Origin of the sequence: Coleofasciculus sp. B1-GNL1-01 (genome assembly GCF_040220235.1) — a bacterium.
Taxonomy (GTDB): domain Bacteria; phylum Cyanobacteriota; class Cyanobacteriia; order Cyanobacteriales; family Coleofasciculaceae; genus Coleofasciculus.
Genome location: NZ_JAVJTO010000119.1, coordinates 14,233 through 36,893, shown reverse-complemented (window position 1 = coordinate 36,893; position 22,661 = coordinate 14,233). Strand labels below are relative to the sequence as shown.

Annotated in this window: 21 protein-coding genes and 2 pseudogenes; 10 read left to right on the top strand and 13 right to left on the bottom strand. The window is 43.4% G+C overall.

All coding sequences use genetic code 11. The features are described from left to right. Positions 1-58 precede the first annotated feature (58 nt). From RID53_RS29055 to RID53_RS29045, 3 genes are all read right to left on the bottom strand, one after another. A complete protein-coding gene (locus RID53_RS29055) occupies positions 59-448 on the bottom strand; it encodes an alr0857 family protein (RefSeq protein WP_446391407.1) in 390 nt (129 codons plus the stop codon). 16 nt (positions 449-464) lie between these two features. Further along, positions 465-983: an HNH endonuclease gene (locus RID53_RS29050; RefSeq protein ID WP_446391406.1), complete on the bottom strand. Its 519-nt coding sequence runs from the start codon at positions 981-983 to the stop codon at positions 465-467. Positions 984-1,065: 82 nt separating this feature from the next. Beyond that, positions 1,066-1,302, bottom strand: a complete 237-nt coding sequence (locus tag RID53_RS29045) for a hypothetical protein (RefSeq protein ID WP_157453381.1) — start codon at positions 1,300-1,302, stop codon at positions 1,066-1,068. Positions 1,303-1,382: 80 nt separating this feature from the next. Between RID53_RS29045 and RID53_RS29040 the strand changes: the two genes are divergently transcribed. The 4 genes from RID53_RS29040 (at position 1,383) to RID53_RS29025 (ending at position 3,676) form a co-directional block, all read left to right on the top strand. Then, the gene (locus tag RID53_RS29040; protein WP_446391405.1) at positions 1,383-1,748 is read left to right on the top strand and encodes a hypothetical protein; all 366 of its coding nucleotides are present in this window, start codon (positions 1,383-1,385) and stop codon (positions 1,746-1,748) included. A 108-nt stretch (positions 1,749-1,856) separates the two neighbouring features. Further along, positions 1,857-2,468, top strand: a complete 612-nt coding sequence (locus tag RID53_RS29035) for a hypothetical protein (protein ID WP_446391404.1) — start codon at positions 1,857-1,859, stop codon at positions 2,466-2,468. Between the two features lie 74 nt (positions 2,469-2,542). Next, complete coding sequence (locus RID53_RS29030; RefSeq protein ID WP_446391403.1) at positions 2,543-3,262, top strand: CPBP family intramembrane glutamic endopeptidase; 720 nt, start codon at positions 2,543-2,545, stop codon at positions 3,260-3,262. Between the two features lie 213 nt (positions 3,263-3,475). Further along, positions 3,476-3,676 (top strand): hypothetical protein, encoded by a 201-nt coding sequence (locus tag RID53_RS29025; RefSeq protein WP_446391402.1) that lies wholly within the window; start codon positions 3,476-3,478, stop codon positions 3,674-3,676. 192 nt (positions 3,677-3,868) lie between these two features. Here the strand turns inward: RID53_RS29025 and RID53_RS29020 are convergent, their stop codons facing one another. Genes RID53_RS29020 through RID53_RS29010 form a run of 3 tightly spaced genes read right to left on the bottom strand, consistent with a single transcriptional unit; the run spans position 3,869 to position 8,147 of the window. Then, positions 3,869-6,457 carry an ABC transporter substrate-binding protein gene (locus RID53_RS29020; protein WP_446391401.1) on the bottom strand — a complete coding sequence of 863 codons (2,589 nt, stop codon included), beginning with the start codon at positions 6,455-6,457 and terminating at the stop codon, positions 3,869-3,871. Between the two features lie 27 nt (positions 6,458-6,484). Continuing rightward, positions 6,485-7,474 (bottom strand): DUF1822 family protein, encoded by a 990-nt coding sequence (locus tag RID53_RS29015; RefSeq protein WP_446391400.1) that lies wholly within the window; start codon positions 7,472-7,474, stop codon positions 6,485-6,487. A gap of 31 nt (positions 7,475-7,505) precedes the next feature. Further along, on the bottom strand, positions 7,506-8,147 hold the full coding sequence (locus RID53_RS29010) for a sigma-70 family RNA polymerase sigma factor (protein WP_446391399.1): 642 nt from the start codon (positions 8,145-8,147) through the stop codon (positions 7,506-7,508). A 217-nt stretch (positions 8,148-8,364) separates the two neighbouring features. Between RID53_RS29010 and RID53_RS29005 the strand changes: the two genes are divergently transcribed. The 5 genes and pseudogenes from RID53_RS29005 (at position 8,365) to RID53_RS28985 (ending at position 13,539) form a co-directional block, all read left to right on the top strand. Next, positions 8,365-9,750: an SLC13 family permease gene (locus RID53_RS29005; RefSeq protein WP_006105344.1), complete on the top strand. Its 1,386-nt coding sequence runs from the start codon at positions 8,365-8,367 to the stop codon at positions 9,748-9,750. A gap of 120 nt (positions 9,751-9,870) precedes the next feature. Beyond that, positions 9,871-10,836, top strand: a complete 966-nt coding sequence (locus RID53_RS29000) for a DUF2207 domain-containing protein (protein WP_446391398.1) — start codon at positions 9,871-9,873, stop codon at positions 10,834-10,836. Between the two features lie 15 nt (positions 10,837-10,851). Then, positions 10,852-11,037 (top strand): annotated as a pseudogene (locus RID53_RS28995) (RNA-guided endonuclease InsQ/TnpB family protein); the annotation flags it as partial. A 10-nt stretch (positions 11,038-11,047) separates the two neighbouring features. Further along, on the top strand, positions 11,048-12,574 hold the full coding sequence (locus tag RID53_RS28990) for a serine/threonine protein kinase (protein ID WP_446391397.1): 1,527 nt from the start codon (positions 11,048-11,050) through the stop codon (positions 12,572-12,574). Between the two features lie 158 nt (positions 12,575-12,732). Continuing rightward, complete coding sequence (locus RID53_RS28985; RefSeq protein WP_446391396.1) at positions 12,733-13,539, top strand: hypothetical protein; 807 nt, start codon at positions 12,733-12,735, stop codon at positions 13,537-13,539. A 197-nt stretch (positions 13,540-13,736) separates the two neighbouring features. Here the strand turns inward: RID53_RS28985 and RID53_RS28980 are convergent, their stop codons facing one another. The 5 genes from RID53_RS28980 to RID53_RS28960 form a co-directional block, all read right to left on the bottom strand. Further along, positions 13,737-14,576 (bottom strand): leucine-rich repeat domain-containing protein, encoded by an 840-nt coding sequence (locus RID53_RS28980; protein ID WP_446391395.1) that lies wholly within the window; start codon positions 14,574-14,576, stop codon positions 13,737-13,739. A 172-nt stretch (positions 14,577-14,748) separates the two neighbouring features. Continuing rightward, a complete protein-coding gene (locus tag RID53_RS28975) occupies positions 14,749-15,588 on the bottom strand; it encodes a DUF1614 domain-containing protein (protein WP_446391394.1) in 840 nt (279 codons plus the stop codon). Between the two features lie 255 nt (positions 15,589-15,843). Continuing rightward, complete coding sequence (locus tag RID53_RS28970; RefSeq protein WP_446391393.1) at positions 15,844-16,533, bottom strand: leucine-rich repeat domain-containing protein; 690 nt, start codon at positions 16,531-16,533, stop codon at positions 15,844-15,846. Between the two features lie 284 nt (positions 16,534-16,817). Further along, positions 16,818-17,435 (bottom strand): tetratricopeptide repeat protein, encoded by a 618-nt coding sequence (locus RID53_RS28965; RefSeq protein WP_446391392.1) that lies wholly within the window; start codon positions 17,433-17,435, stop codon positions 16,818-16,820. Positions 17,436-17,814: 379 nt separating this feature from the next. Beyond that, positions 17,815-19,401, bottom strand: coding sequence for a pentapeptide repeat-containing protein (locus tag RID53_RS28960; protein ID WP_446391391.1), 1,587 nt, complete (start codon positions 19,399-19,401; stop codon positions 17,815-17,817). 225 nt (positions 19,402-19,626) lie between these two features. On the opposite strand from RID53_RS28960, the pseudogene RID53_RS28955 reads away from it, so the two are divergent. After that, positions 19,627-20,349: pseudogene (locus tag RID53_RS28955) on the top strand (calcium-binding protein); the annotation flags it as partial. Between the two features lie 235 nt (positions 20,350-20,584). Here the strand turns inward: RID53_RS28955 and RID53_RS28950 are convergent. Together RID53_RS28950 and RID53_RS28945 are read right to left on the bottom strand one after the other, a co-directional pair. Next, a complete protein-coding gene (locus RID53_RS28950; RefSeq protein WP_446391390.1) occupies positions 20,585-21,142 on the bottom strand; it encodes a hypothetical protein in 558 nt (185 codons plus the stop codon). Next, entirely contained in the window at positions 21,142-22,527 is a 1,386-nt protein-coding gene (locus tag RID53_RS28945; protein ID WP_446391389.1) for an AAA family ATPase, read from the bottom strand. Before RID53_RS28945 ends, RID53_RS28950 begins: the two co-directional genes overlap by 1 nt. Positions 22,528-22,661: the final 134 nt, after the last annotated feature.

The window sequence follows — 22,661 nt, the reverse complement described above, 5'->3', positions numbered from 1 at the left end:
CACTTTAGCCGAAAAAGACGGATACAGAAAAGGCGCACTGTCAGTAGTGCGCCCTCGCTTATTCATTGGTAACAGAGGCATAAGTTTGCGACTCCTGCCATAGCTTGCAGAGAAAAAACTCGGTGCGATCGCTTAACTTGACGACAAAGACACCCTCTTCACCCTGGGGATTAGAAGTCATCCAAGTACCTTTCAGGGTGACTTCGATATAATCAGCATCGCAAATCGACAGAGAAATCTCATCGATTAGTTGTTGCCGAACCGCCTTTTCCAAGTCAGCCAAGTGAGGCATATCAACAGGCAGTAAAAACGAGGCGGTGCTAGATTCGACCCAGAGACTGGACGCGGCTCGTAGAGCCAACATGACTCGGGCAGTCACCCATTCCTCTAGAGACCCCGCTAGACGCTCGAGGTAAAAGCTATTTTCAGTATAAGTAAGTTTCAGCATGACCTGATATCTCCTATTATTCCAGGTGGACGTGCTGTTCGCGCCAGAACTGTTCGGCAAATGCCACAGTGGGATGCATAGGCGCTTTGGGCTGGGTGAGTAGAGTCATTCCCGCTTGCTCAGGCGTGCGATCGCCTTTTTGACTATTGCACGATTGGCAGGCAGTAACTACATTGTCCCAACGATGGTTTCCGCCCTTAGAGCGGGGGATAACATGGTCGAGGGTGAGCCGTTTTGGGCTACCACAGTATTGGCAACGATGCTTATCCCGACGTAAGACTTCCCGGCGATTTACGGGCGGGACTTTCCAGACGCGATCGCAATTGGCTTTGGTCAAGCGAATCTGTTCGGGAACCAGCAAGACTAAGCTGGGTGAATGCACCGGATATCCTTGACCACTCAACCAATCTAGCGGTTCGGCTTTGCCCGTAATCAAAAGCGTCACCGCCCGCTTCATATTGACTCGACTGAGGGGTAGGTAGTTCTTGGAGAACACCACCACTGAACGCCTTAATCCGTCAGTTACACTCGTCACGCTTTTTACTCCTTGGTATAAGAAACCCCGCTGCTGTTTGAGTCAGAGCGGGGGATTTGAAAAACGGTATGGTTTTCTTGTCCTATATCGGTACGGCTTGGATGCGCCTGTACCTCCCGCTGTTGTAATCCGGTTTTGGATTGATGGTTGTTAAATGCTCAGCCTCAGAATTAAAGAGGGTTCCGATTTGGGCTGTACCCTGTTCTATCCAGCGATATCCATCCCCAATAAAAAACTCCACCGACAAACCCGCTGAGCGCCAATCGCCGAGGCGACTGGTATCAGGGCAAGGGGTGGAGAAGGATAGATGAAGGCTCACAGGAGGTAATTTGTTTCAATACTGCTTTTTAAATACTACACTTGTATTACGAACCTGTCCACATTGTTGAGGAAAAAAACATGATACGTACTGCGCCTAAGACTTCAACCACTGACATGGAAGTCACCAGTATCCGCTTGGAGAGAGAGTTAAAGGAGAAGCTCAAGGATCTGTCAGGCAACCAAGGCTATCAAGCCCTGATTCGAGATATCCTCTGGAACTATGTCCAGCATAAGTCAGGCGATTATCGACCCAACTTTTCCGTCTACGATATCAGAGCCAGCATTCGGGCTACCGCGCAGCAAGAAGAACGGTGTGTCCTCACGGGCAAGTTTATTCAACCCCAGGAACCGATGTTATTAGGACTGACGTTTAACGGCGATATGGTACCCCTCAGTCTGGAGAGTATGCCGCCGGAGACATCTAGAGCTAAAGCGGCGCGTTAGGCATCCATCTATTCAAAATGTGCGATCGGTAGGGATACGACAGATCGTGTCCCTACTATAAGTCCCGTTAAAAGTCATGATGGAAATTGTGGAGAAGGTGAACGCGCTATGGCGAAAATCAAAATCCTGCAAGAGGGTCAGTCCTACACTTTTCGGTCTTACTTCGAGTTACCCTATGAAGCGGATGATATTTTAGCTGAGTTCGACTACTCACTCGCAAGAGCCGAGTTATCTCTACCTAAAACGACTAAGCAGCTAGACCGACTGCCAGAACTCAAGCAAAAAATAAGAACTGTCTTGCCTTTTATCAGTCTTAGTAATGAAACAGCCCGAAGAGAAACATTAGTATCTCCAATTATGTTGGAGGTGATTTGTTATTGCCAATGCCAAATGCGAATTGAATATCCTTTAACCGTCAACAACTGGCTCAAGGGCAATCTTGATTATCTATTGCGTTCAAGGAATAACTTGGTCGTTGTTGAAGCCAAAAATGATGACCTGACTAGAGGATTTACTCAGTTAGCTGTTGAGTTAATTGCTCTATCCCATATTGAGGAACAAAATGTGTTTTATGGGGCGGTGACAATGGGTGATGTTTGGCGGTTTGGTAAACTGGAACGCCGTCAACAACAAATTACTCAAGATATCAATTTGTTTAAAGTACCGGATGACTTGGATAGCTTAGTCAGAATCCTGCTGGGAATCTTGGAGGGAGAGTGAGGGCGATCGCAATACATGACTCATGTTGGCAAGGAAGGTGCTTTTAGCGCGGTTGGCAGCTTCGGCAACGTCTTTTGCCTTTTCCAGTTCAGCTTCGGCTTTTTTGCGATCGCGAATTTCCTGTTCTAAGGGGATTAATTGTGTTTAAACTCAGATGGCTACAACAAATAAAAGTATTGAAACCAGAAATCTGGCTATTATTCATTGCTTTTGTCGTGCCCTCTCTGCTGCTCTATTCAGATTTTTTGACCAGACAGTTTTTCTTTCTCACCCTAGGCGGCTTTCCAACAGTCGTCATGATGATCTATGTGTCTATCAACAGAGTTGCTCCACATAAACTAGGGCTTTCGCTAGAGCTTTCATCAGTACGCGAGATACTACCCTCTACTTTGTCCGTACTTTTGTTAGGTTGTATCTTTTTGGCTTTGCTCCCTTGGTTTTTAGGTTATCCTCGTTCTCTGTATCTAGAGTTCAGTTACTATGGCTGGTATTTGGGTATGTCGGTATTTCAAGAGCTGGTATGGAGAGGATTCGCTTTCCTGATGTTAGAAAAAATAATTGGCTCTCATGAGAGAGCTGTGATACTCTGCTCTGCCAGTCTTTTTGCTTTCTCCCACATTTACTTTCGTAGTGTTCTAATCGTGGCTGGAACCTGGCTGTTGGGCTGGCTATGGGGGAAAAATTACTGGAAGTTCAGAAGTATTTCTGGTCCTGTAGTTGCCCACTATCTTGTGGGGTTTCCTTTTATTCTCTTCAACTACATGGGCGGTAATCAGAGTTGGAGTCTATTCTGACACCTGTGTTATGCTCTTTGCACTTTGACGTGGTGAGAATGTAGGACATCGGTCAAGAGAAACCCGGTTTCTGGGGGGGAAAGGTTGATATGGAGTTGTTATCCTCACGAGAAATCCGGTTTCTAGTGCAAAAAGGTAGAATTTCTGCCTTGCGATAGTACAGCTTTGCCGATGAAGGGGTTAAGGTAAAGCTGTTGAAACGATTAGGCTGTAATGAGTTCAGACCCAAATAACACATCACCGGAACAGGAAAAGGCTTCAGAGCAAACTCCAACGGTTGACCCAAAGGATTTAGCCATGAAACCCGGTTATATTGCCGATCGCAATCCTGAGGAAACTGTAGACAATCCAGCCGTAACACCGCAAATGCCCAATGATCCCAGTGATGATCGGGGAGATTTAAGGCGGGATTAACGACAACGGAATTTCCCTGATCTCAGACGTTCCGCCGGAACGTCTCTACTGATATCATGTCCGGTCAAACACCCCTAATAAAAATTTCTCCGCGTCTCCGTGTCTGGAGCGTCTGGAGCGTCTGTCCTAATTATGGGTAATCGTTAGGACATGATATGATTGGCTATTTTAGAGGCGCTCTAACTAATCGGGTTACCGACAATAGGGAGACTCAATCGGAACAAATGCTAAACCGTAATGTCGGTTACTACAGGGTACAACCTGTACTAATAATCCTGGCGGATTCCAGCGATTACCATTCGGTTCAAACTTAATGGTTCCGGTTGCTCCTTCAGCACTAAAGTTAGAAGCCATTAATGTTTCTTTCATGCCTATGCGTGTAGGTTTATCTTGCATGGCTAAAGCTTGCCTGTGGGCACGAGCCGCATCATAGGTGAGAGCCGTTCTCGCACTAACCTCTCCTCCCCACAAGTCACGAGCGTTTTGAATGAATTCTTGATTGGGACTACTCAAGCCCAGCCAAGGCGAAAATAAAACGAACTTGTCAAAGGGTTTTAAATCGGCAATGGCGAGACTCTTCGGACCGTAGAGAGACCAGCTTCCTACTATCCAATTATCACCATTATTAACCTTGACCAAATCAATGGCATGGAAAAGAGAATCCGTCACTTGACCATCTGGAAGTAAAACCAGCGCTGTTTCCCCAGCTTGTTGGTTGACTTCAGTAATAGCTTTTTCGACATTGAAATTCTTCTTCGACAAATTAAACTCTTTTACGTTAACAACCGTTCCGCCCTTTTCTTTGAACCGAGTTTCAAACTCCTGTCGCAGCGAGCTGGTGAAGGGGCTATTGGGATTGTAAAAGACAACCGCTTGTTTTTGACCCGCTTCGTTACGTAGGTAATCGGCTAAATACTTTGCCTCCACTCGATTACTATGAACAGTCCGAAAAAAAACATCTTTCGGCTCTTCTGTCAGTTCTTCAGTAGTCGTACCCGGAGATATCACGACCAATTTGTTTTCTTGGTAAACATCAATCGCGGCTACCGTTGACTCGCTAGTGTAGTGTCCGACAACACCCAGAATCTCTTGCTGTTTCACCAGTGCCTCTGCCCTTTGCTTGGCGGCTTCTGTATCATTACTATCATCAGTTATGACAACTCTCAGACCTATCTGATTCTTAATCGCTTGCTTGGGCAGAAACTTATAGCCGGGAAAGTTCTCAACGAGTTTTTCCTTACCCTCAAAGAGACCCAAATTGACTTCCGTTTGTAATTGGGCAACGCCCCTCAAAATTTCTTGAGCTAATTCTGAATCGGTTACGGATGTAGATTCATTCTGCCTTTGAATCACGGGAACGACAGCAGCAATGGTGTAGAATTTTGCGCCTTGGGCTTGCAGCAGCGCATTGTTTAAGTAAATTAATGTTTCCGGGTCTCTGTTCTCTTTCTGCCATGATTTCTCAAGCAACTCAATCGCTTCTGTATACTTCGATTCCGCTAATAATTTGACCCCCCTTTCCTTTAACCGTGGGGGTAAACGTTGCAGCAGAATTTCTTCTCCACAACTTATCGAGTCCCCCTGATGGGGAGGACAAGTTTTCCCCGGTTCTATGGCAAGTTTATCAAAGCTCATCAGTGTAGATAAAACGACGGCTAATCCCAAGCCAAATCTTAAACCAAGCCTTTGCCACTTATTCCTTGGTGGAGTCCAGGTAAAAGAAGCGGCAGTTGGATGTTGATACATCACAGGTAACCAGGTCGCGTAAGGCAGTCGATCCTCTATCGATTCCAGTCTTTTTCTAGCGATACTAACTGCATTCTGAAGGGAGACACCCTGGGAAAAGTTCTCGATAAAAAAGGTCAGGAATTTATGGGCGACTTCATCGGGTACGGGTTCTCTCATCACAATGACTTGGGGAATCTTTAAGTCAGCTAACACCTTAGCTAACCCCAATCCGTCACAGCTATTAAAAATAGCTAAACTCAAACGTTTTTTTATGGCAGTTGATAGAGCGTTTTGTAACTCATCAACGGTCAGACTTTCCGTTTCATTCAGATAAAGTCTACCTGTGCTACCATCCTCTTCGGTAGAACTATGACCCGCAAAGAAGAAGATATCCCACCCTTGTTCATCGTGAAGCCTATTTTCTAACTGATCTCGTGTCGGTTTCTGAAGCAAGCAGGAATCTATCCCCGGTGTTTTCTTTAAAACTTGTTCGTCAAAGATGATATCGATTCCATCATTTTTGCCGAAAATAGCTAAGAGTCTGATTTGGTTTTTTAGTTGTTTTTGTCGAATTGCCTGATACTCAAACGTACTTAAGATAATTTCAACCGAACCGTGACGTTCCCAAAAATCCCAGAGATGCCAAGGTAATTGCTGAAGCTGAGGGTTGTCAGTCTGAATCAAGACTCGAATGTCATTGTCTTTATAGTTATTTAACTGAACGGCTAAATTCTCCCGGATGCGATGAAATTCATTGGATGTCGCGTTGAGCCATTGGTTGATCTTCTCTTTCAACTGATCCGCGACTTGTTGACAGTCCTCTCTAGAGGTATTGTAATCAGGGAGTTCTTCTAAGCGGGGACTGCGGTAAATTTCCTCAAGTTGGCGATAATTGATCTGCCAATGTTGATAGAGTTGGGTAATCTCAGGGTTAGCCGGTAAACGTCCGCTAATTCTCCCTTGGTAAGAGTAACCTTTCTCCCCCCATTCCAGGATGACTCGAATTCCCCTGTCAACATCACCATCAAGGGTTAAACATACCACTCGACTCATTACCGACTCCTTTCACTCTCAACGCCGTTAGACCGCAAAGTTTTCGGTGAAGCTGGCTTCTGCCAACGATAATTTTAGCGTAAACTGTTCTTTGAGTTTACCGCGAAATCGTTTGGTGAGTATAGTCGAATTGATCCTGGCTGAACGTTCGGAAAACACTTGTCCGGCTTCATCAATTATGCTCAAGGTTAGACCCAGGGGGAGAGTTTCGCGATCGCGGGGATGAATTTGCACTTCTATATCCATTTTTTTCTCGACGATTTCGGTTAAACTGACAACTAAGTCTAGGACGTAATCCGTCTGGTTTGTGCCTAATTTTATGGGTTTAACTCCTGTCACTCTAGACCTCCTCATTCCCAATTGACTTGGAAAACTCTCTGAGTCCTTTCCTTGCCTATTGTTGTGAGAAACAGGAGTGACTTGACGTGGCTTTGGCATAAAACGCCATGCGGGTTGCGGTGCTGAGGGTTTAAACGCGGCGGTAAAATTTTGCCAACCTCCCTCAAAGATATTCTCAAACCACTGACTCAAGTTGATTAGTGTCATCAGGGTTTCTATCTCCTCCAGAAAGTCTTCCAGGGAACCTAACTGAATCAACGGTAACTCTGATGTTTTCACTGTTTTGACAAATCCCAGTAGTGTTCCTTCGGTGAGAGATTCGTTGAACTGCACAACTAAATAGCCAATTTGGTTTCCCTTAAGTTCAGCAGGAATCTTAACCACCTGCGACTCTGAGCAGACTGGAAGGCACTTTATTGTCCCTATATTTTTGAGTAATAAATCGGCAATGTCTGTAGGCGTTGATTTTGCTAAATTTTGGCTGCAATTTCCTGATAAATATGTCTCAATTCCCATACACTGACAGTAAAAATTAACAGCATTTATGGCGAGAATAGCAAGGTAAATTTGTTGCGCTATTTTAGGATTAGACTGCTGTTTTGCCAACTGGTTTGCCCGATAATGTACGGACTTGGTTAACGCTACACTGAATGTTGGTTTGGGTAAGATGTCATTCATGATTACCGTCTTGAATTAATGACTAAAATAACTAATACAAATATTCTCGCAAATGGGAAGAAAACCGAGTCAAGCAACGGTCGTAAAATCGACTTAGGGTTGACAGTGGTATTTTTAAATGCTCGGATAATTCTCGCCACGAATATCCTTCAATTCTCTTGATCACTAAATATTGAAAATTGACCTCTGTATGATTCGAGATATGTGTGGCTTGAAAAAGACCATCTGGATCTTCTTTGATCCAGAAGATGATTTCCGAAGATAAAAAAGGATTTAAGTCTGATGTTACAAGTTGTTCTAGATTTTCAGCACCCAGTCTTTTGTTGCGACAATTGCTAGGTTTCACAAATGAGCTGAATGTCTCATTAATAGCATCAATAAATCGTCTTTTCATGATAAAATTAACCCATGCTATTACTTCTCCTCTATTCTGATTATAACTATCAATATTTTGACAGATATAAAGAAACGTCCGATTGCAGGCGGAACTATAAATATCCTCATACAACCCAGAAAACTGACCCGAATAGGGACGACAAAGCTTACCGGAACGCTGAATAGCATTGACTAACCGGGTTAACGCTATTTGCCGCATTTTCGTATTAGCAGGATGCTGTTGAGCTTTGATGGCTAGCTGCCTGAGTTCTTTATTGAGTTGCTGATTACCCACCATAATATCAAGACACTCGAATCCCTATAACTCGGGTTGATCAAATCATCTGCTTTGATCTAGTAGTCGGGTCAATGGTGAGACGATTATGCCAAACTCCAGTTTTTGTTACAAAGCTTAACACTATTCCCGATTTACTCCCCATTGTCTCACCCTTGTGCAGAAAAAAGCGGCTTCTGGGACGAATAGAAAAATACAAGCGCGAAATTCAATCTTGACTATGAAAGCGAATTATCAGAGGTTGGCGTTAATTGGTGGTCCAGTTCTAGCAACGATTGTGTTTGTCTGGCTGCGGCTGGTGAATCAATCCCTGGATGAGTGCTGGACTGCAGCCGTAACCGTACTCTGTGCCGTCTGGTGGTGCTTCGAGCCAATCCCGATTCCGGCTACGTCGCTAATCCCGTTTGCGGTGTTTCCCGGCGCTGGTGTGCTGAGCGACAAACAGGTAGCCACTGCCTATGGTCATCACCTGATCATGTTACTACTCGGCGGATTTATGCTTTCGACGGCGATTGAGAAAAGCGGAGTCCATCGTCGTCTAGCTATTGGGATGGTGCGTCTCGTGGGCAGGGATGGGGGCAAAACTCTCGTGCTAGGATTCATGCTGGCTTCAGCCCTACTGAGTATGTGGGTATCGAACACCGCCACAACACTGATGCTGCTACCAATAGCCGTAGCGGTACTAGAGCAGTGTGCCAATCGACGGCTGGAAGTGCCGTTACTCCTGGGAATCGCCTATGGAGCGAGTGTTGGCGGGATTGGTACTCCTATCGGTACGCCGCCTAATGTCATTTTTCTTGCCCAGTACGAAGAAATTACCGGCAAGGTTTTCAGTTTTCTAGACTGGATGAAATTGGGTGTACCTGTCGTCGTGTTAATGGTGCCTTTAACTTGGCTGTGGCTGACGCGGCATTTGCGGGGTAAATCAACGCTGGAACTCCCCACACTCAATCCTTGGAGCGCTGCCGAAAAACGGGTACTGATTATCTTTGTGATCACGGCTCTAGCCTGGAGTACGCGCATTGAACCCTTTGGTGGCTGGAGTCGGCTGTTGGGTACGCCAGAAGTGGGGGACAGTACGGTGGCACTGTTCATGGTTGTGGTGATGTTCATCCTACCTGATGGTCAAGGGGGTAAACTACTCGACTGGGAAACAGCGGAGCGCATACCCTGGGGTTTACTCATTCTCTTTAGCGGCGGGATTGCCATTGCCAATGCCTTCTCGGCTTCAGGTTTAAGCGAGTCTTTGGGACAATTGCTATCGAATCTGTCAGTTTTGCCGATGCTGTTAACACTGGCACTTATTTGCCTAGTTGTCACCTTTCTGACTGAAGTCACTAGCAATACAGCAACAACCACCCTGCTGATGCCAATTTTGGGTGCAGCGGCATTGGCTGCCAAATTAGAGCCAACCCTGCTGATGATTCCTGCCACGATTAGCGCTAGTTGTGCTTTTATGCTGCCAGTCGCTACAGCTCCCAATGCGATTGTCTACAGTACAGGAAAGTTCCCTATCAGTCGCATGGTACGTGAGGGTTTGGTGTTGAATTTTTTCGGCACATTGGTGATTACTCTGCTCTGTTATTCCCTGCTTGAGATCAATTAATCAGTTACCAGGAAATGTAGCGTCTCAGTGACTCAGAATAACTTGAAAGACAAGATTTTAAGCAGGTCAAATCGGATTATGTTGAATTCTCGACAACTTCACCGAATCGCCATTGTAATCATGGCAGTTTTCGTGACGATTCTAATTCCAATCACCCATTCAACTGCATCAGACATTCCCTTCTACTGGGATTCCATCAATGTAGAAATGGATGTTCAACCCAATGGTGATATGTGGGTGACAGAAACACAGCATTATGTTTTTACCGATGATTACACCAACGAACGATATCGCTACATCCCTCTGAACAAGGTGGATGAAATTACCGATGTTACAGTTACAGAAAACGGGCAACCTTTAGCGACGACGACAGGAATTGAAAACAATCAACTTTGGATTCGCTGGCAGCATCCTCTGAACCCACCTGAATCTCATGTTTTTGTACTCAAGTATCGCGTCATCGGCGGGATACAAGTCAATGGTGACAAAACCCAGGTTTACTGGAAAGCCATTTTTGCGGAGCGCCAAGTATCTGTTCTATCGGGTACGGTTACTGTTCACTTACCCGAAGTCCTCTCAGGTCAAGTCAAAAGCTACACATCCTATGGAATTCCCGCTACTCGTCGCACTCTTGATAGTAAAACCTTTGAATTTGTTGCCAGTCAAGCATTACTACCTGGGCAGGAACTCGAAGTACAAATCATCTTTCCCTCATCGGTTTTGAATCTTCCTCAACCTCAATGGCAGCAATTTAGGTTTGATATTCAACAATTTTTTATCTATCTGCTCTGGAGCTTACCAGTCATTGGTATAGCTATCATGAAAGTTCTTCCCCGCCGATGTCCGCGTTGTGGAAAGCTGGCGCTCGAAACTCGGTCTCAAGTCTTGGTTTATCCAACCTCTTACAAGGGTAGAAAGCGAGTGACTCTGGATTGTAACAACTGTTTTTACCATCGCGAATTTGAAGTAACTATCCCCTGTAGTGGTGGCGACGGCGGTGGCGGTGGCGGTGGCGGTGGCGGAGGTGGCGGTGGTGGCGGTGGTGGCGGTGGCGGTGGCGGAGGTGGAGGTGGCGGTGGCGGTTAAACTAAAGTGCCACGCCAAGTTAACGCTTGTTCGCTTCAATATGAGTACATCATACCAGCTGATAAACCAGCACCCACCTATGCTAGCCAGTGCAAAAACCTGACTCAAGCCAAAAAAGACATCCCTGAACTCAAGCAAGTACATTCGCAGGTGTTGCAACAAACCCTCAAGCGGTTACAGTTAGCGTTTAAAGGAATGTGGGGTATAAGACATGATTAATCAACTCTTGAATGATCGCTACCGTATTCAATCCATGCTCGGTCGCCAAAGAGGGCGGAGGACTTTTTTGGCGAGTGATTTACAAACCCATTCGCCCGTTGTGATCAAATTACTTTTGCTTGATCCGGATTTTACTTGGGAGGATCTGAAACTGTTTGAACGAGAGGCAAAAACTCTCAAGGCTCTTGATCATCCATTAATTCCTCAGTATCTTGACTCCTTTGAGGTTGATACCCAGTTAGGCAAAGGGTTCGCCCTAGTGCAAAGTTACATTGAGGCGCGATCGCTCCAGGACTGGATGCAAGTTGGGCGTCATTTCAGTGAAGCAGATCTCAGGGCAATTGCCCAGGAATTATTAGAAATTTTGGATTACCTCCACACCCACCAACCACCTGTCATTCATCGGGATATTAAGCCAAGCAATATTCTGTTGGGCGATCGCAGTGGGAATAGTCTTGGTCAAGTCTATCTCGTTGATTTTGGCTCAGTGCAAACGGTAGCAGATGGTGGCACGATTACAGTCGTCGGTACCTATGGTTATATGCCACCTGAGCAGTTTGGTGGCAAGACAATTCCTGCCTCAGATTTGTATAGCTTGGGTGCTACATTAATTGACTTGCTAACTAGAACCCATCCCGCTGATTTACCCAGCCGCAACGGTTGTATTCGGTTTGAGGGGGAACGACTCGCCAGTAAGCCGTTCCAAACCTGGCTTAAATTACTAATTCAACCCGATCTTAGTCAGCGATTCAAGAATGCTCGGTCAGCCTTGGATGCTTTACAAAAGGAGCAACTGACACTACAGTCCTTAGCAAAGGTTCACGTAAAGCCTAGGGGTAGCCGAGTTGTTCTAACTAAAACGGATGACCAACTACAAATTGTTATTTCTCCGCTTCCCCTTAAACAGAAACTCCAAGTTATTTTTTCTGGGTTGAAGCAAACGAGCTTCTGGTGTCTTCTCTTACTGTTAGGCTTTTGGAAACTTGAAACTTTATTATTGGTTGCACCATTTACGCTGTGGATAGTTTCGTCAATATGGATAAAGATTATTGGCAAAATATTTGAAGAGATTCAGTTGTCCATTGAGCCAAGAGAGATTTACTTAACTAGGAACTGGTTAGGTATTAAAAAAAGATATTCATCACCAACCAAAGATATCATCAAACTTGAGCGCGTCACCTACAAAGAATACTTCGACACCATGCAAAAGACCAGTAAGCCAAAACTTCTGTATAGTGGACTGAATATCTGGGTAGGGAATCAATGTTATGCACTGGAAAAAGGCTCGTTGATTGGGGGAATACGCCAATTGACTCCAGTGGAGCTAGACTGGCTAGCCGTTGAGTTAAGTGATTGGTTGGATTTGCCCATTCAAACCGCCGGGGAAGTCCCTATCTTAGGTAATCAAAGTGGGATATCCACTGAGGTAATGAATACGGAGTCCAATTTCAGAGACAATACCTCAGACATAGACAGTGCCTCAGAGAATGATTTATCCAACCTCTGGTTCTTTTTTTGAAGCAAAAATAGTTTAATCAACATTGCCTAAATTACCTTAGGTCAAAAGTTACAAGCATTAGGTAAATTTTTGATTTCTTTCCGGAAATGTTTCAAGGTATAGAGTACAACAGATGTAGTGGTCTTTAACTTCTAAACAACCATACCAAAAATACAACCATGTATGTTAGCAAGCAAACTACCAATGAATTAGTTATTCAAAGAGAAAAAGCTACCTGGCTACACAAAGTATTTGCTTTTTTCTTGCTCTCACCATTTTGGGCTGTAGCGTTCGCTCTGGTGGGTCTTCTTTTATCTCCCTTTAACATCTTTACTCTTTCTTGCAATCGAGTTGAAGCTACCTTGGTTGAATGCGAGTACACTCATGATGAACTTTTTGGTCTTATTAAAGAACCCATTATTAAAACGGGATTGACTAAAGAGGCTATATTAATTACTGACCACTCGGTAGCTTTAGTGATTGTTGATGGGCGTGTTAATATTTTAAATTCTAATATTATATATGAATCTAGTAACCATGAGGCTGTAGCCACACTTGCCTCAGAAATTAACAGTTTCATTAACTCTAATGAATCCTCTTTAATCCTTAAACGCATTAACTGGGAAGAAGAACAACAGTTCATAGGCGCGTACATTTTTATTTTACTGTTCACATATATGTGGATTTCCAGGTTAATTTCTATTATTAAATCTATGATTTATGACGCTAAAAGTAGAAGCTTTACATTAAGTAAAGCAACTAATACATTTATTGATAAGCATGGAAATAAAATCAAACAGTACGAACTTAGCAAAATTAATAATATTGAACAAAATAAATACGAATCTAGTGATATAGATGAACCTAGTACTTATGCCTTATTTTTAGTGTTATCTTCCGGAGAAAGGTGTCTGCTAATGGCGACTTTTAACGAAAATGAAGCGCTCTTAGTCAAACAAACAATTGAGGATTTTATTCAAGAATAAATAAAGAAACAGACTTTTTACGTTATTGTGGACGGCTTTTCAACGGTTGAAGTAAGATTAATTGGATTGACTTCACCGCCTAATTGCACAACCAGTGCTTGGGTTCCGGCTAATGTCCCGACGTCAAAGTCACCTTATACTGGACTACCCATCCGTGCTAAATAAACTTTATCGTAATAGGAAATGAAATGTTATGGTCATAACTCGCAAAAACCTGTGGGACTGATTGGACAGATTGGCTGTGGTATAGGATTGTCTTTAAGGTGAAGCCTCCTCAGATTGGTAAGCTCAAAAAGAGAACTGACATCTGTTATTTGGTTAGAGTTGAGGTGAAGCCCTCCTAGATTGGTAAGTCCCGACAGAGGACTGATATCTGTTATTTGGTTAGAGTTGAGGATAAGCCCTCCTAGATTGGTAAGTCCAGACAGAGGACTGATATCTGTTATTTGGTTATTGTCAAGGATAAGTATAGTCAGATTGGTAAGTCCAGACAGAGGACTGATATCTGTTATTTTGTTATTGCCAAGGACAAGATAACCCAGATTGGTAAGTTCCAACAGAGGACTTACATCTTTTATTTGGTTACCACCGAGGATAAGCCCAGTCAGTGAGGTAAGTCCAGACAGAGGACTGATATCTGTTATTTTGTTATTGTTGAGGTTAAGCACAGTCAAATTGGTAAGCCCAGAAAGAGGACTTACATCTTTTATTTGGTTGTTCCAGAGGTAAAGCTCAGTTAGTGAGGTAAGTCCAGACAGAGGACTTACATCTTTTATTTGGTTATAGCCAAGGACAAGATAATTCAGACTCGACAGAATTTCATCGGCTTGAGAACAATCACTTGTGCCTGCTTCTTCTAACAGTACCTCAACTGTTTTTCTTAAAGAGGCTGATAAACTGCCTCGTTGGAGACACCACTTTCTAAAAGAACTCCCCAGACTGGGTTGGGCAGCTATAGCAACTCCATATCCCCATCCCCACAGACTTAAGGAGAGGGTGATAAAACTAATCCGTTTCATTTCCTGGCTTTGATACACTCTCGCCTCCAGATTATCCCGTTTATTACGATATGAGGGTTATAAGTAGTCGAACAAAAGAAAACGGCACTGTATGAAGTTTTGTAATCCTTGTTGGGCATCCGTTGTGGAGAAAGGCAATGGTGGGCGAAAATTACCATTACCTCCTCAAGCACTGAGGTAGTGAACAACCTCAGTTAAAGGAAATTAATTCACCGACAACCGGAAGCCATTCAGCAATAATTAAAGCAGAAATACCACACTTGGCGATTCCATCGTCTAACCCAGCACCACCAATACTTAGTACACTTGCCACCCTATTAACATGAAGATCTTTTAGATGCAGTAGATCACACCCAATAGTTGTTCCTAAGACACCTCCAGCAAAAGCAACTGGAACATCAAGACGAGCAACACCACTTGTCACTAATCCCATTTCTGTAAAAGCAGCTATGAATATCATTGATGCAAAAACAGCTATGAGTGTTATAATCCAAAAACCTGAGAAAGTCAAATAAATCCCTATTCCTGGTAATACAGTGACAAAAAAATAGCTAATCAGTGCAACAATTGTCATCACGATTAAAATAGCTAAAGGTTGAGTGCGATGAAATTGATAGAGCGCCAAAACGATGGGAATCAAACCGCCTGATACATTTAAGCCGATGTAAGAACGGATGTAAGAACCGGGTGTAAGCGATATCAATACTGGCAGGAATTTATAGTATCTGCGACCCTGACATTGTAATACCAGATAGAGCGGCAGGTTGATGAAGCATCCGAAAAAAACCGTAATGATTAAAGGGATTCCTAACCTTGGGGCAATGCCTAAGCGAGTCATTACGAGCGAAAACACAATCGAATAAAATTTGATGGTGAGCCAAAATAATGCACAAAAAATCAGCCCAAATAGTAAACAGCTAGAAACACAACCTTGAGCAGACTTGGGTCTAATCTCCCAGTTAAATTGATGGCGTTGCACTACATCAAAATTCTGATTAAACCAATGTTCAATTCGTCTTTTAAAATTCATCTTTAATTTCTCTTTGATATTGAGAGTCTATAAATTATTTAAAGGCAAAGTGTACTTTTAGGCGATCGCACTCCCAAAACCCGTCAAACCCACAACCAGACAGTGTTTCAATTTTTTGAGAAAGTCGCGATCGCTCCTCACCTCTGTATCACTCCTTTTTTGGGCTGAAGGGGTGTTTTTATGGTCTAATGCCAGAGGGTAAAATTATTAGAAAGGATAACTGAGGGAGTAAGTGAATAGCGTTGTGTTACTCTGCTAAAAATCCTGAAATTTGATACAGTAAGTCTCAGATCCCTCTACAGAAAAGAGCAAACACCTGGGGGAAAAAGAGCAAACACCTGGGGGACTGACTGGGCAAGTTGGCTGTGCGATGGGATTATCTCCAAGGAAAAGCCTCCTCAGATTTGTAAGTTGTGCCAGAGGGCTGGCATCTGTTATTGAGTTGCTGCTCAGGAAAAGTTCAGTCAGATTGGAAAGTCCAGCTAAAGGGCTAACATCTGTTATTGAGTTGGAGTCAAGGTAAAGCTTAGTCAGATTGGAAAGTCCAGCCAAAGGGCTAATATCTGTTATTGAGTTGGAGCCGAGGGAAAGCTTGGTCAGATTGGAAAGTTCAGCCAAGGGGCTAACATCTGTTATTGAGTTCCTGCCAAGATTAAGTACAGTCAGATTGGAAAGTCCAGCCAAAGGGCTAATATCTGTTATTGAGTTGTCCCAGAGCTGAAGCTCAGTACGACTCAACAGAGTTGCATCAGCTTGAGAACAATCACTTGTGCCTGCTTGTTCTAACAGTATATAGACTGTTTTTCTCGTTTCATCTGACAAGCTCCCACCGTTCAGACACCACTCTTTAAAAGAACTCCCCAGACTGGGTTCGGCTGCTATTGCCACCCCACATCCTAATCCCCATATACTTAAGGAGAGGGCGAACACACTAATCCATTTCATTCCTGATTGCACGATTAACCTTCCTTCGGTGGTTTTGGTTTCCGTTCAAAGGCTTGGATACTAGGCTGATCCAGTATGAATCCCTGTTTTGTTCTGGCTCCCATCTTACCGCTAATCGCGTCGTCACCCAAAACTGTTGAATTAATTCAACAGTTTCTCCAGACGGTTCGGCAAGACATATAAGAGACGCTTACCCGGATTTGGGGCGATCGCGGGATTTTCCGACAAGCGTTTGAGATGCTTGTCACCAATGGGCATAGTAAGTCCAAAAGAGCCTCTTTATTTTAATCTATCCCGATTTCTTGCTTGATGGCTTGAGATTGCTCAAATAATTCTCTGGCTTTCTGTTCTTGTCCTAAGGCGCGGTAAACTAGTCCTAAACTGCTTAGAGTTCCCGCTTCGCTTCTTCTATCGCCAATTTCTTGAAAGATTAGCAAAGCTTGCTGAAAAAATTCAATCCCTTTTTCGTATTGGGATAGATTCCTATAAGCTAATCCCAAATTATTGAGAGAGCTAGCTTCACCTTGCCTATCGCCAATTTCTTGAAAGATTGGCAAAGCTTGCTGATAAAGTTCAATCCCTTTTTCGTATTGGGATAGACGTTGATAAGCTGATCCCAAATTATTGAGGGAAGCCGCTTCACCTTGCCTATCACCAATTTTTTGATAAATAGATAAAGACTTTTGCCAAAACTCAATCGCCTCCCGGAATTGACTCCTTTGCCGTTGCTGAATCCCCTGCTGTAATAGTCTATCGGCTTCAGCCTTTGAAGTATTCTGAGTTTGGGTAAATACGGGTGAGAAAGCTAAGAAATTGGCAAGGGCAAGGGATGAGGTAAAGGTTAATCCCAGAAGGGTGACAACCGTTAGCGTGAGTTGGGTAAATAAGCGAGTTCGAGTCATAGTAACGGATAGTACTTCTTTATTTGCTCAACCTTCGTTTATTAATTCTGACGGTTAAGAGTTATTTTATGCCAAAAAGGAATTTTGCAAAGAAAACTTAACACTGGACTTTAGACTAATTCAACAGAGCCTTCCCAAGACTCTATAGCCCTTTGGGTCTGGGTTTCAAGCCTTCGTTGCTTGTAATTCAGTTTCTTCAAATGCCAAAATTTAGTCTAAAGTCCAGTAATTAACTGCCCAAAGAATAATCAAGGTAAAAAGCTGCTGTTGAAGATTTTGGGTTTATGCGTAAGCGCAAAAAGATAACCTGACAATCAGTGGGTGTACAATGTACACCCTTGAACGGATTTGGACTTTGGCATAATGGCACAAACAGATACTAGCAGCCTAGATTGGAAGTAGAACCGTCAGACATAGTTGCACCACACAAGTTTGCACCTGATAAATCCACATCATTCAATTTTGCCTCACTGAGATTGGCATTGCTTAAATCTGCACCGTCTAGTAAGGCATCTTCCAAGTTAACCCCTGTCAAGGTCGCATTTCTCAGGTTCACATTACGTAGGTTAGTGTAAAATTTTGTACCTCTGTTGCTAATAGGAAAACCAATTGCAAGATCAAGCAAAAATTCACCAAAACTGTAATTACCAGGTATATCCTGCAAACGAATTGAAATATCGCTGAGGTTTGATCCTTGCAGATTTGCTCCTTCTAGGTTGGCTCTTTCCAAGTTTGCACCTTGAATGTTGGCATCTTCCAAGTTGGTATTTCTTAGATCAGCATCTTGTATCAAAGTAGGTGCAATCAATTTGGCTCCCTTGAGATTAGCCAGTTGTAGATTAGCACCTTGTAGATTCGCAGCACTCAGGTCTGCACCTTCCAAGCTCGACTCAGTAAGCGAGGCTAAGGTGAGATTACTTCCTGTGAGAACCACTTCAGTGAGATTAGCTTGGCTGAGGTTCGCGCCAACCAGGTAAGCTCTCACAAGTGTGGTACCTTGTAGATTGGCTCCTTGCAGACTCGCACCTTCCAAGTTAGCCTCATTTAAATTAGCACCAGCCAAGTCAGCACCGCGTAGATCACACCGTATACATTCTTTAGTTTCTAATAATCGCTGTACTGGAGAAGAGAAATTTGAGAGAGTGTTTACTTGGCTCTGGGATAAGAGTTCTGCGGATGTAGGAGTTAGACTGAGTTGAGTGTTTAGAGAATTTGGGAGGTTTTCATTGGTGAGAATTGTTAGAAATTTGGTGCGATTGCCTTGATTAGAATCGGGTTTCACAAGGTAGCCAAATTCTAACCTGTGAACTTTATTCCAAATTTGGTAATTCTGAGCAAAGACAGTCTCAAAAAAGATTTTAATCTCTAAACTGGGAAGTTGGTTATCCAAAAACTCAATGGGTTCTCCTTCTTCATCCTCCAGGTATACAGTCAAACTTTCTTCTGTTGCCACTACCTTGCACTTCCCACTTTGATTACTATTGCCAGAAAGTAAGGAACAGCCAGCCTCTTCACCACTGCGTTCATCTAAGGGAATGGGAATTTCTAGTCCTTTACATTGAGAATTTAGGGGAAATTTTGAGCAAAGAATGTATAGTTCCCGCCGAGAAGTTTCTTTATTCTGAGCAGATGTAGGATAGGCAATGAGGATGGAAGCTAAAAGTATGACAGATGCAATTTTCTTATGTTTCATGGAATGTAGCCTGTTGAATACTAGTATCAGGTAATTTATCATAACCACTCTAGAAGAGCCAAGAGGATTTAAGTCTGATACTACAACTTGTTCTAGATTTTCATTGCCCAGTCTTTTATTGCAACAATTGCTAGGTTTAACAAATGAGCTGAATGTCTCATTAATAGCATCAATAAATCGTCTTTTCATTTGCCGCATTTTCGTATTAGCAGGATGCTGTTGTGCTTTGATGACTACCTGCCTGAGTTCTTCATTGAGTTGCTGATTACCCACCATAATATCAAGACACTCGAATCCCTATAACTCTGGTTGATCAAATCATCTGCTTTGATCTAGTAGTCGGGTCAATGGTGAGACGATTATGCCAAACTCCAGTTTTTGTTACAAAACTTAACAGTATTCCCCATTTTCTCACCCTTGTGCAGAAAACAGTGGCTTCTGGGACGAATAGAACCATAGAAGCGCGAAATTAACGAAAGGATCAACACTATGGCAACTGCATTTTTGAATCTTAGTGAATTGGATGGTAGCAATGGCTTTGTCATCAACGGCATTGATCAGCGGGATCGCTCAGGTCGTTCGGTCAGTGGAGCAGGAGATATCAATGGGGATGGCATTGATGACTTGATTATTGGTGCATTCGGTGCTGACCCCAATGGTAACTTGGCGGCAGGAGAAACTTATGTGGTGTTTGGTCACAGCGAAGGTTTCAAGGCTTCACTCAACTTGTCTGAACTAAACGCCATCTTCGGCAGTGACGGGGATGATGTCTTACGCGGTGACTTGAACCAACGCTCCCCCCAAGTTGGTATCGGTGGCGATGATATCATTTTCGGTGGTGAGGGCAATGACCGCATCGGTGGCAAAGGCGGTAATGACTAACTCTGGGGTGAAGCTGGCGATGACCAAATCTGGGGGGATGATGGGGATGACATCCTGCGCGGCGGTCTCGGTCATGATACCCTCACAGGGGATGACTTCTCTGGTGGTGGTGGTAGCGATACTTTTATCATTGCTATGAATGAAGGTACAGATACAATTGTTGATTTCCAAGACGGTGAGGATTTAATTGGCTTAGCCGAGGGTCTCACTTTTGGTCAGTTATCGATTACTCAAGATGGAAAAAATACGCTGATTGGTTTTGAACAGGAGACGTTAGCAATTCTCCAGGGAGTGAATGCTAACCTCTTGAGTGAGGCGGATTTTATTTCGATTCGCTAAATTTTCCGGGCGCACATCGGTACGATAATTTCACCAATATTATCTTAGATGGTAATGGTGGCACAGCTACTGCCACAGTCAATCTTACCATCGCTTAGTTAGCAAAGTGCGATCGCGCCTAAACGCCGGTTCGCGATCGCGCTCTGTGTCTCCTACTGCTTCCTACGTTCACCACAATACTTATTGAACCATCTCTACTGTGAAGTGATACCCATTCTCTAGTATGATTCAGCGCTTATTTCCGTCCAGCCAAGTGATTGAATTCAATATAATCGGGCCAGTCAATTTTTAACATCCGCTCAGGACTATCATGATTGTCAGTTGACCGTTCGATGCGTGTTTTTCTCTTGGGAACGTTGATATGACCGATACTAACGAAACGAGACTGATAATTGTCAAGAAAACTTTTTTGCTGCCAAAACTTTCTCCCGATTTCCTGACAATACGCCACAAAACACTGTGCGCCAGTCAGTTGCTGTATAATTTCTGTCTCTGAGTCTTTCTTCGCTTTAAGTTCAATAAAGATGATGCGCTTTTTAGTGTCCGTGTCAGCAATGATGACAAAATCTGCACGTTTGCATTCACCACGATTGCCTTTGAAAACGGCATTAGATGCGCTAAAAGCATCTGTTTTGATCACAATAACTTGATCATTATCGGGCATCCCATTAACCGTGACAGAGTAGTCACTTGCTTCTTCGAGAATAACTTGATTTTTGCCGTAATTATTTTTCGTTAATGGCACTGTCGCGGTGTCTTTAATCATCTCTTTGAGGATAGCAATATCAGACATTACTCCTCACCCCAGACAATCGCTTCCTGAATTCGGTTCATTGTTTCAATAGTTCTATCGAAGCTGTGGGCTTCAATACCAAATTCTGGATCGATATTGGCTGGCGTAAGGGTTTGGCATTTAGATTTTTTCGTCTTTCCCTCTAGTTGTATCCATGCTTCTTCTGCAATATAGACTTTAACCTTTTCAGCACGGAGCAGTTCCGCTTTCTGATAACCTTCTTCTTTAGCAATACGCTGAAGATGTGGTTTGTCATGGTTTAACATGATCAGCGTATTCAATTCTTTAATAAGATAATCGCTGTGGGTGGTGATAAAAACCTTAATACCAAGGTTCACCAGTCGAGCAAAGAGCCGTGCAATGCGGCGCTGGTTTTCGGGATGCAAGTTTAGCTCGGGTTCATCTACTAGGAGTAAATCACCGGGCTGGGCTTCGTGGTTCAGGTAAAAACCGATGTATAGAAGGGAACGCACAGCACTGGAACTTTCATCCATGGCAAGTTTGACTCGTTTTCCCTTTGGCTGGTAATAAAGCTCATCGTTACGGCTGACGGAATATTCACCGCCGATGATGTCAGCAAAATCTGACAATACATCGGCATAGTTATCAACAATAAAACTGCTTTTTTTGACAAGGCTTTCTAGTTTTCGGGTAAACTCCACATTGGTTTTTATTGGCAGTGCATAATCTTCATAATCTTTGAATAAAATCTCTATGGGATTGATCTGCTGATCAGCCTGACCCATTTCTTCAAGTAAGCGGTTACGGGCGAAATTCAACTCTTTGCGAAAAATGGCAGCACCTGTCCGTTCAGCGCTGGCAATGAAAGGGTTAGGTAGAAGTTGGGCAAAGATGATGTCTTTAAGGGCATCAGCAATAATCCGTTCAATAATATCTACTGGTATCTTTGCTTTTTCTTGTTCAACTAAAAGGGTGATAACGAGTTCTGTGCTTTCTTCGCTTTTAGTCATTGAAAAAATATCTGAACTCGCGGTACTCATTCTCCGCTCAAATCGACTGTTTAGCTGAATATGTTTGGTGTCCAAATTCACATGAAATTCGGTTTCTTTGAATCGGTCTGCTGATGTAGCAAAAATCTTTGATAATTGCTGGGTATAGTCTTGACACCCTTGAAGAACAATCTGTTGAGCTTGTTCAATATATTCGGTTATATCAATACGAGCTGCACCTTCTGCCAGTAATTGTTCGATTTTATCAGGGTCGATCTCGATAGAAAATATCTGCCGCCAACTATACAAAAAACCAAACAGGGCATAAGTGGCGTAGGTTTTGCCAGTATTGTTACCACCACAAATGATTGTCAAATCGCCAAGCGTGAATTCGGCTTGCTTTAAAACACCAAGATTTTTGATTTGAATTTTCATTGCTTGCTATTATATTCAAAACCTCAATGTCTGCTATAGCAGTCACCAAGCCCATTAAGGCATCAGATGGATACTATATTTGATGATTTAGAATTATGGCAAAGAAACCGTAGGGGCGCACCGACGTGCGCCCG

Bases quoted from the DNA above. Each gene is read 5' to 3' on its own strand.
- RID53_RS28945 (WP_446391389.1), bottom strand. From the start codon at position 22,527: ATGAAAATTCAAATCAAAAATCTTGGTGTTTTAAAGCAAGCCGAATTC.
- RID53_RS29005 (WP_006105344.1), top strand. From the start codon at position 8,365: ATGAAAGCGAATTATCAGAGGTTGGCGTTAATTGGTGGTCCAGTTCTA.
- RID53_RS29010 (WP_446391399.1), bottom strand. From the start codon at position 8,147: ATGGTGGGTAATCAGCAACTCAATAAAGAACTCAGGCAGCTAGCCATC.
- RID53_RS29055 (WP_446391407.1), bottom strand. From the start codon at position 448: ATGCTGAAACTTACTTATACTGAAAATAGCTTTTACCTCGAGCGTCTA.
- RID53_RS29035 (WP_446391404.1), top strand. From the start codon at position 1,857: ATGGCGAAAATCAAAATCCTGCAAGAGGGTCAGTCCTACACTTTTCGG.
- RID53_RS28970 (WP_446391393.1), bottom strand. From the start codon at position 16,533: ATGAAATGGATTAGTGTGTTCGCCCTCTCCTTAAGTATATGGGGATTA.
- RID53_RS28990 (WP_446391397.1), top strand. From the start codon at position 11,048: ATGATTAATCAACTCTTGAATGATCGCTACCGTATTCAATCCATGCTC.
- RID53_RS28965 (WP_446391392.1), bottom strand. From the start codon at position 17,435: ATGACTCGAACTCGCTTATTTACCCAACTCACGCTAACGGTTGTCACC.
- RID53_RS28950 (WP_446391390.1), bottom strand. From the start codon at position 21,142: ATGTCTGATATTGCTATCCTCAAAGAGATGATTAAAGACACCGCGACA.
- RID53_RS29015 (WP_446391400.1), bottom strand. From the start codon at position 7,474: ATGAATGACATCTTACCCAAACCAACATTCAGTGTAGCGTTAACCAAG.
- RID53_RS29025 (WP_446391402.1), top strand. From the start codon at position 3,476: ATGAGTTCAGACCCAAATAACACATCACCGGAACAGGAAAAGGCTTCA.
- RID53_RS29040 (WP_446391405.1), top strand. From the start codon at position 1,383: ATGATACGTACTGCGCCTAAGACTTCAACCACTGACATGGAAGTCACC.
- RID53_RS28985 (WP_446391396.1), top strand. From the start codon at position 12,733: ATGTATGTTAGCAAGCAAACTACCAATGAATTAGTTATTCAAAGAGAA.
- RID53_RS28975 (WP_446391394.1), bottom strand. From the start codon at position 15,588: ATGAATTTTAAAAGACGAATTGAACATTGGTTTAATCAGAATTTTGAT.
- RID53_RS29000 (WP_446391398.1), top strand. From the start codon at position 9,871: ATGGCAGTTTTCGTGACGATTCTAATTCCAATCACCCATTCAACTGCA.
- RID53_RS29020 (WP_446391401.1), bottom strand. From the start codon at position 6,457: ATGAGTCGAGTGGTATGTTTAACCCTTGATGGTGATGTTGACAGGGGA.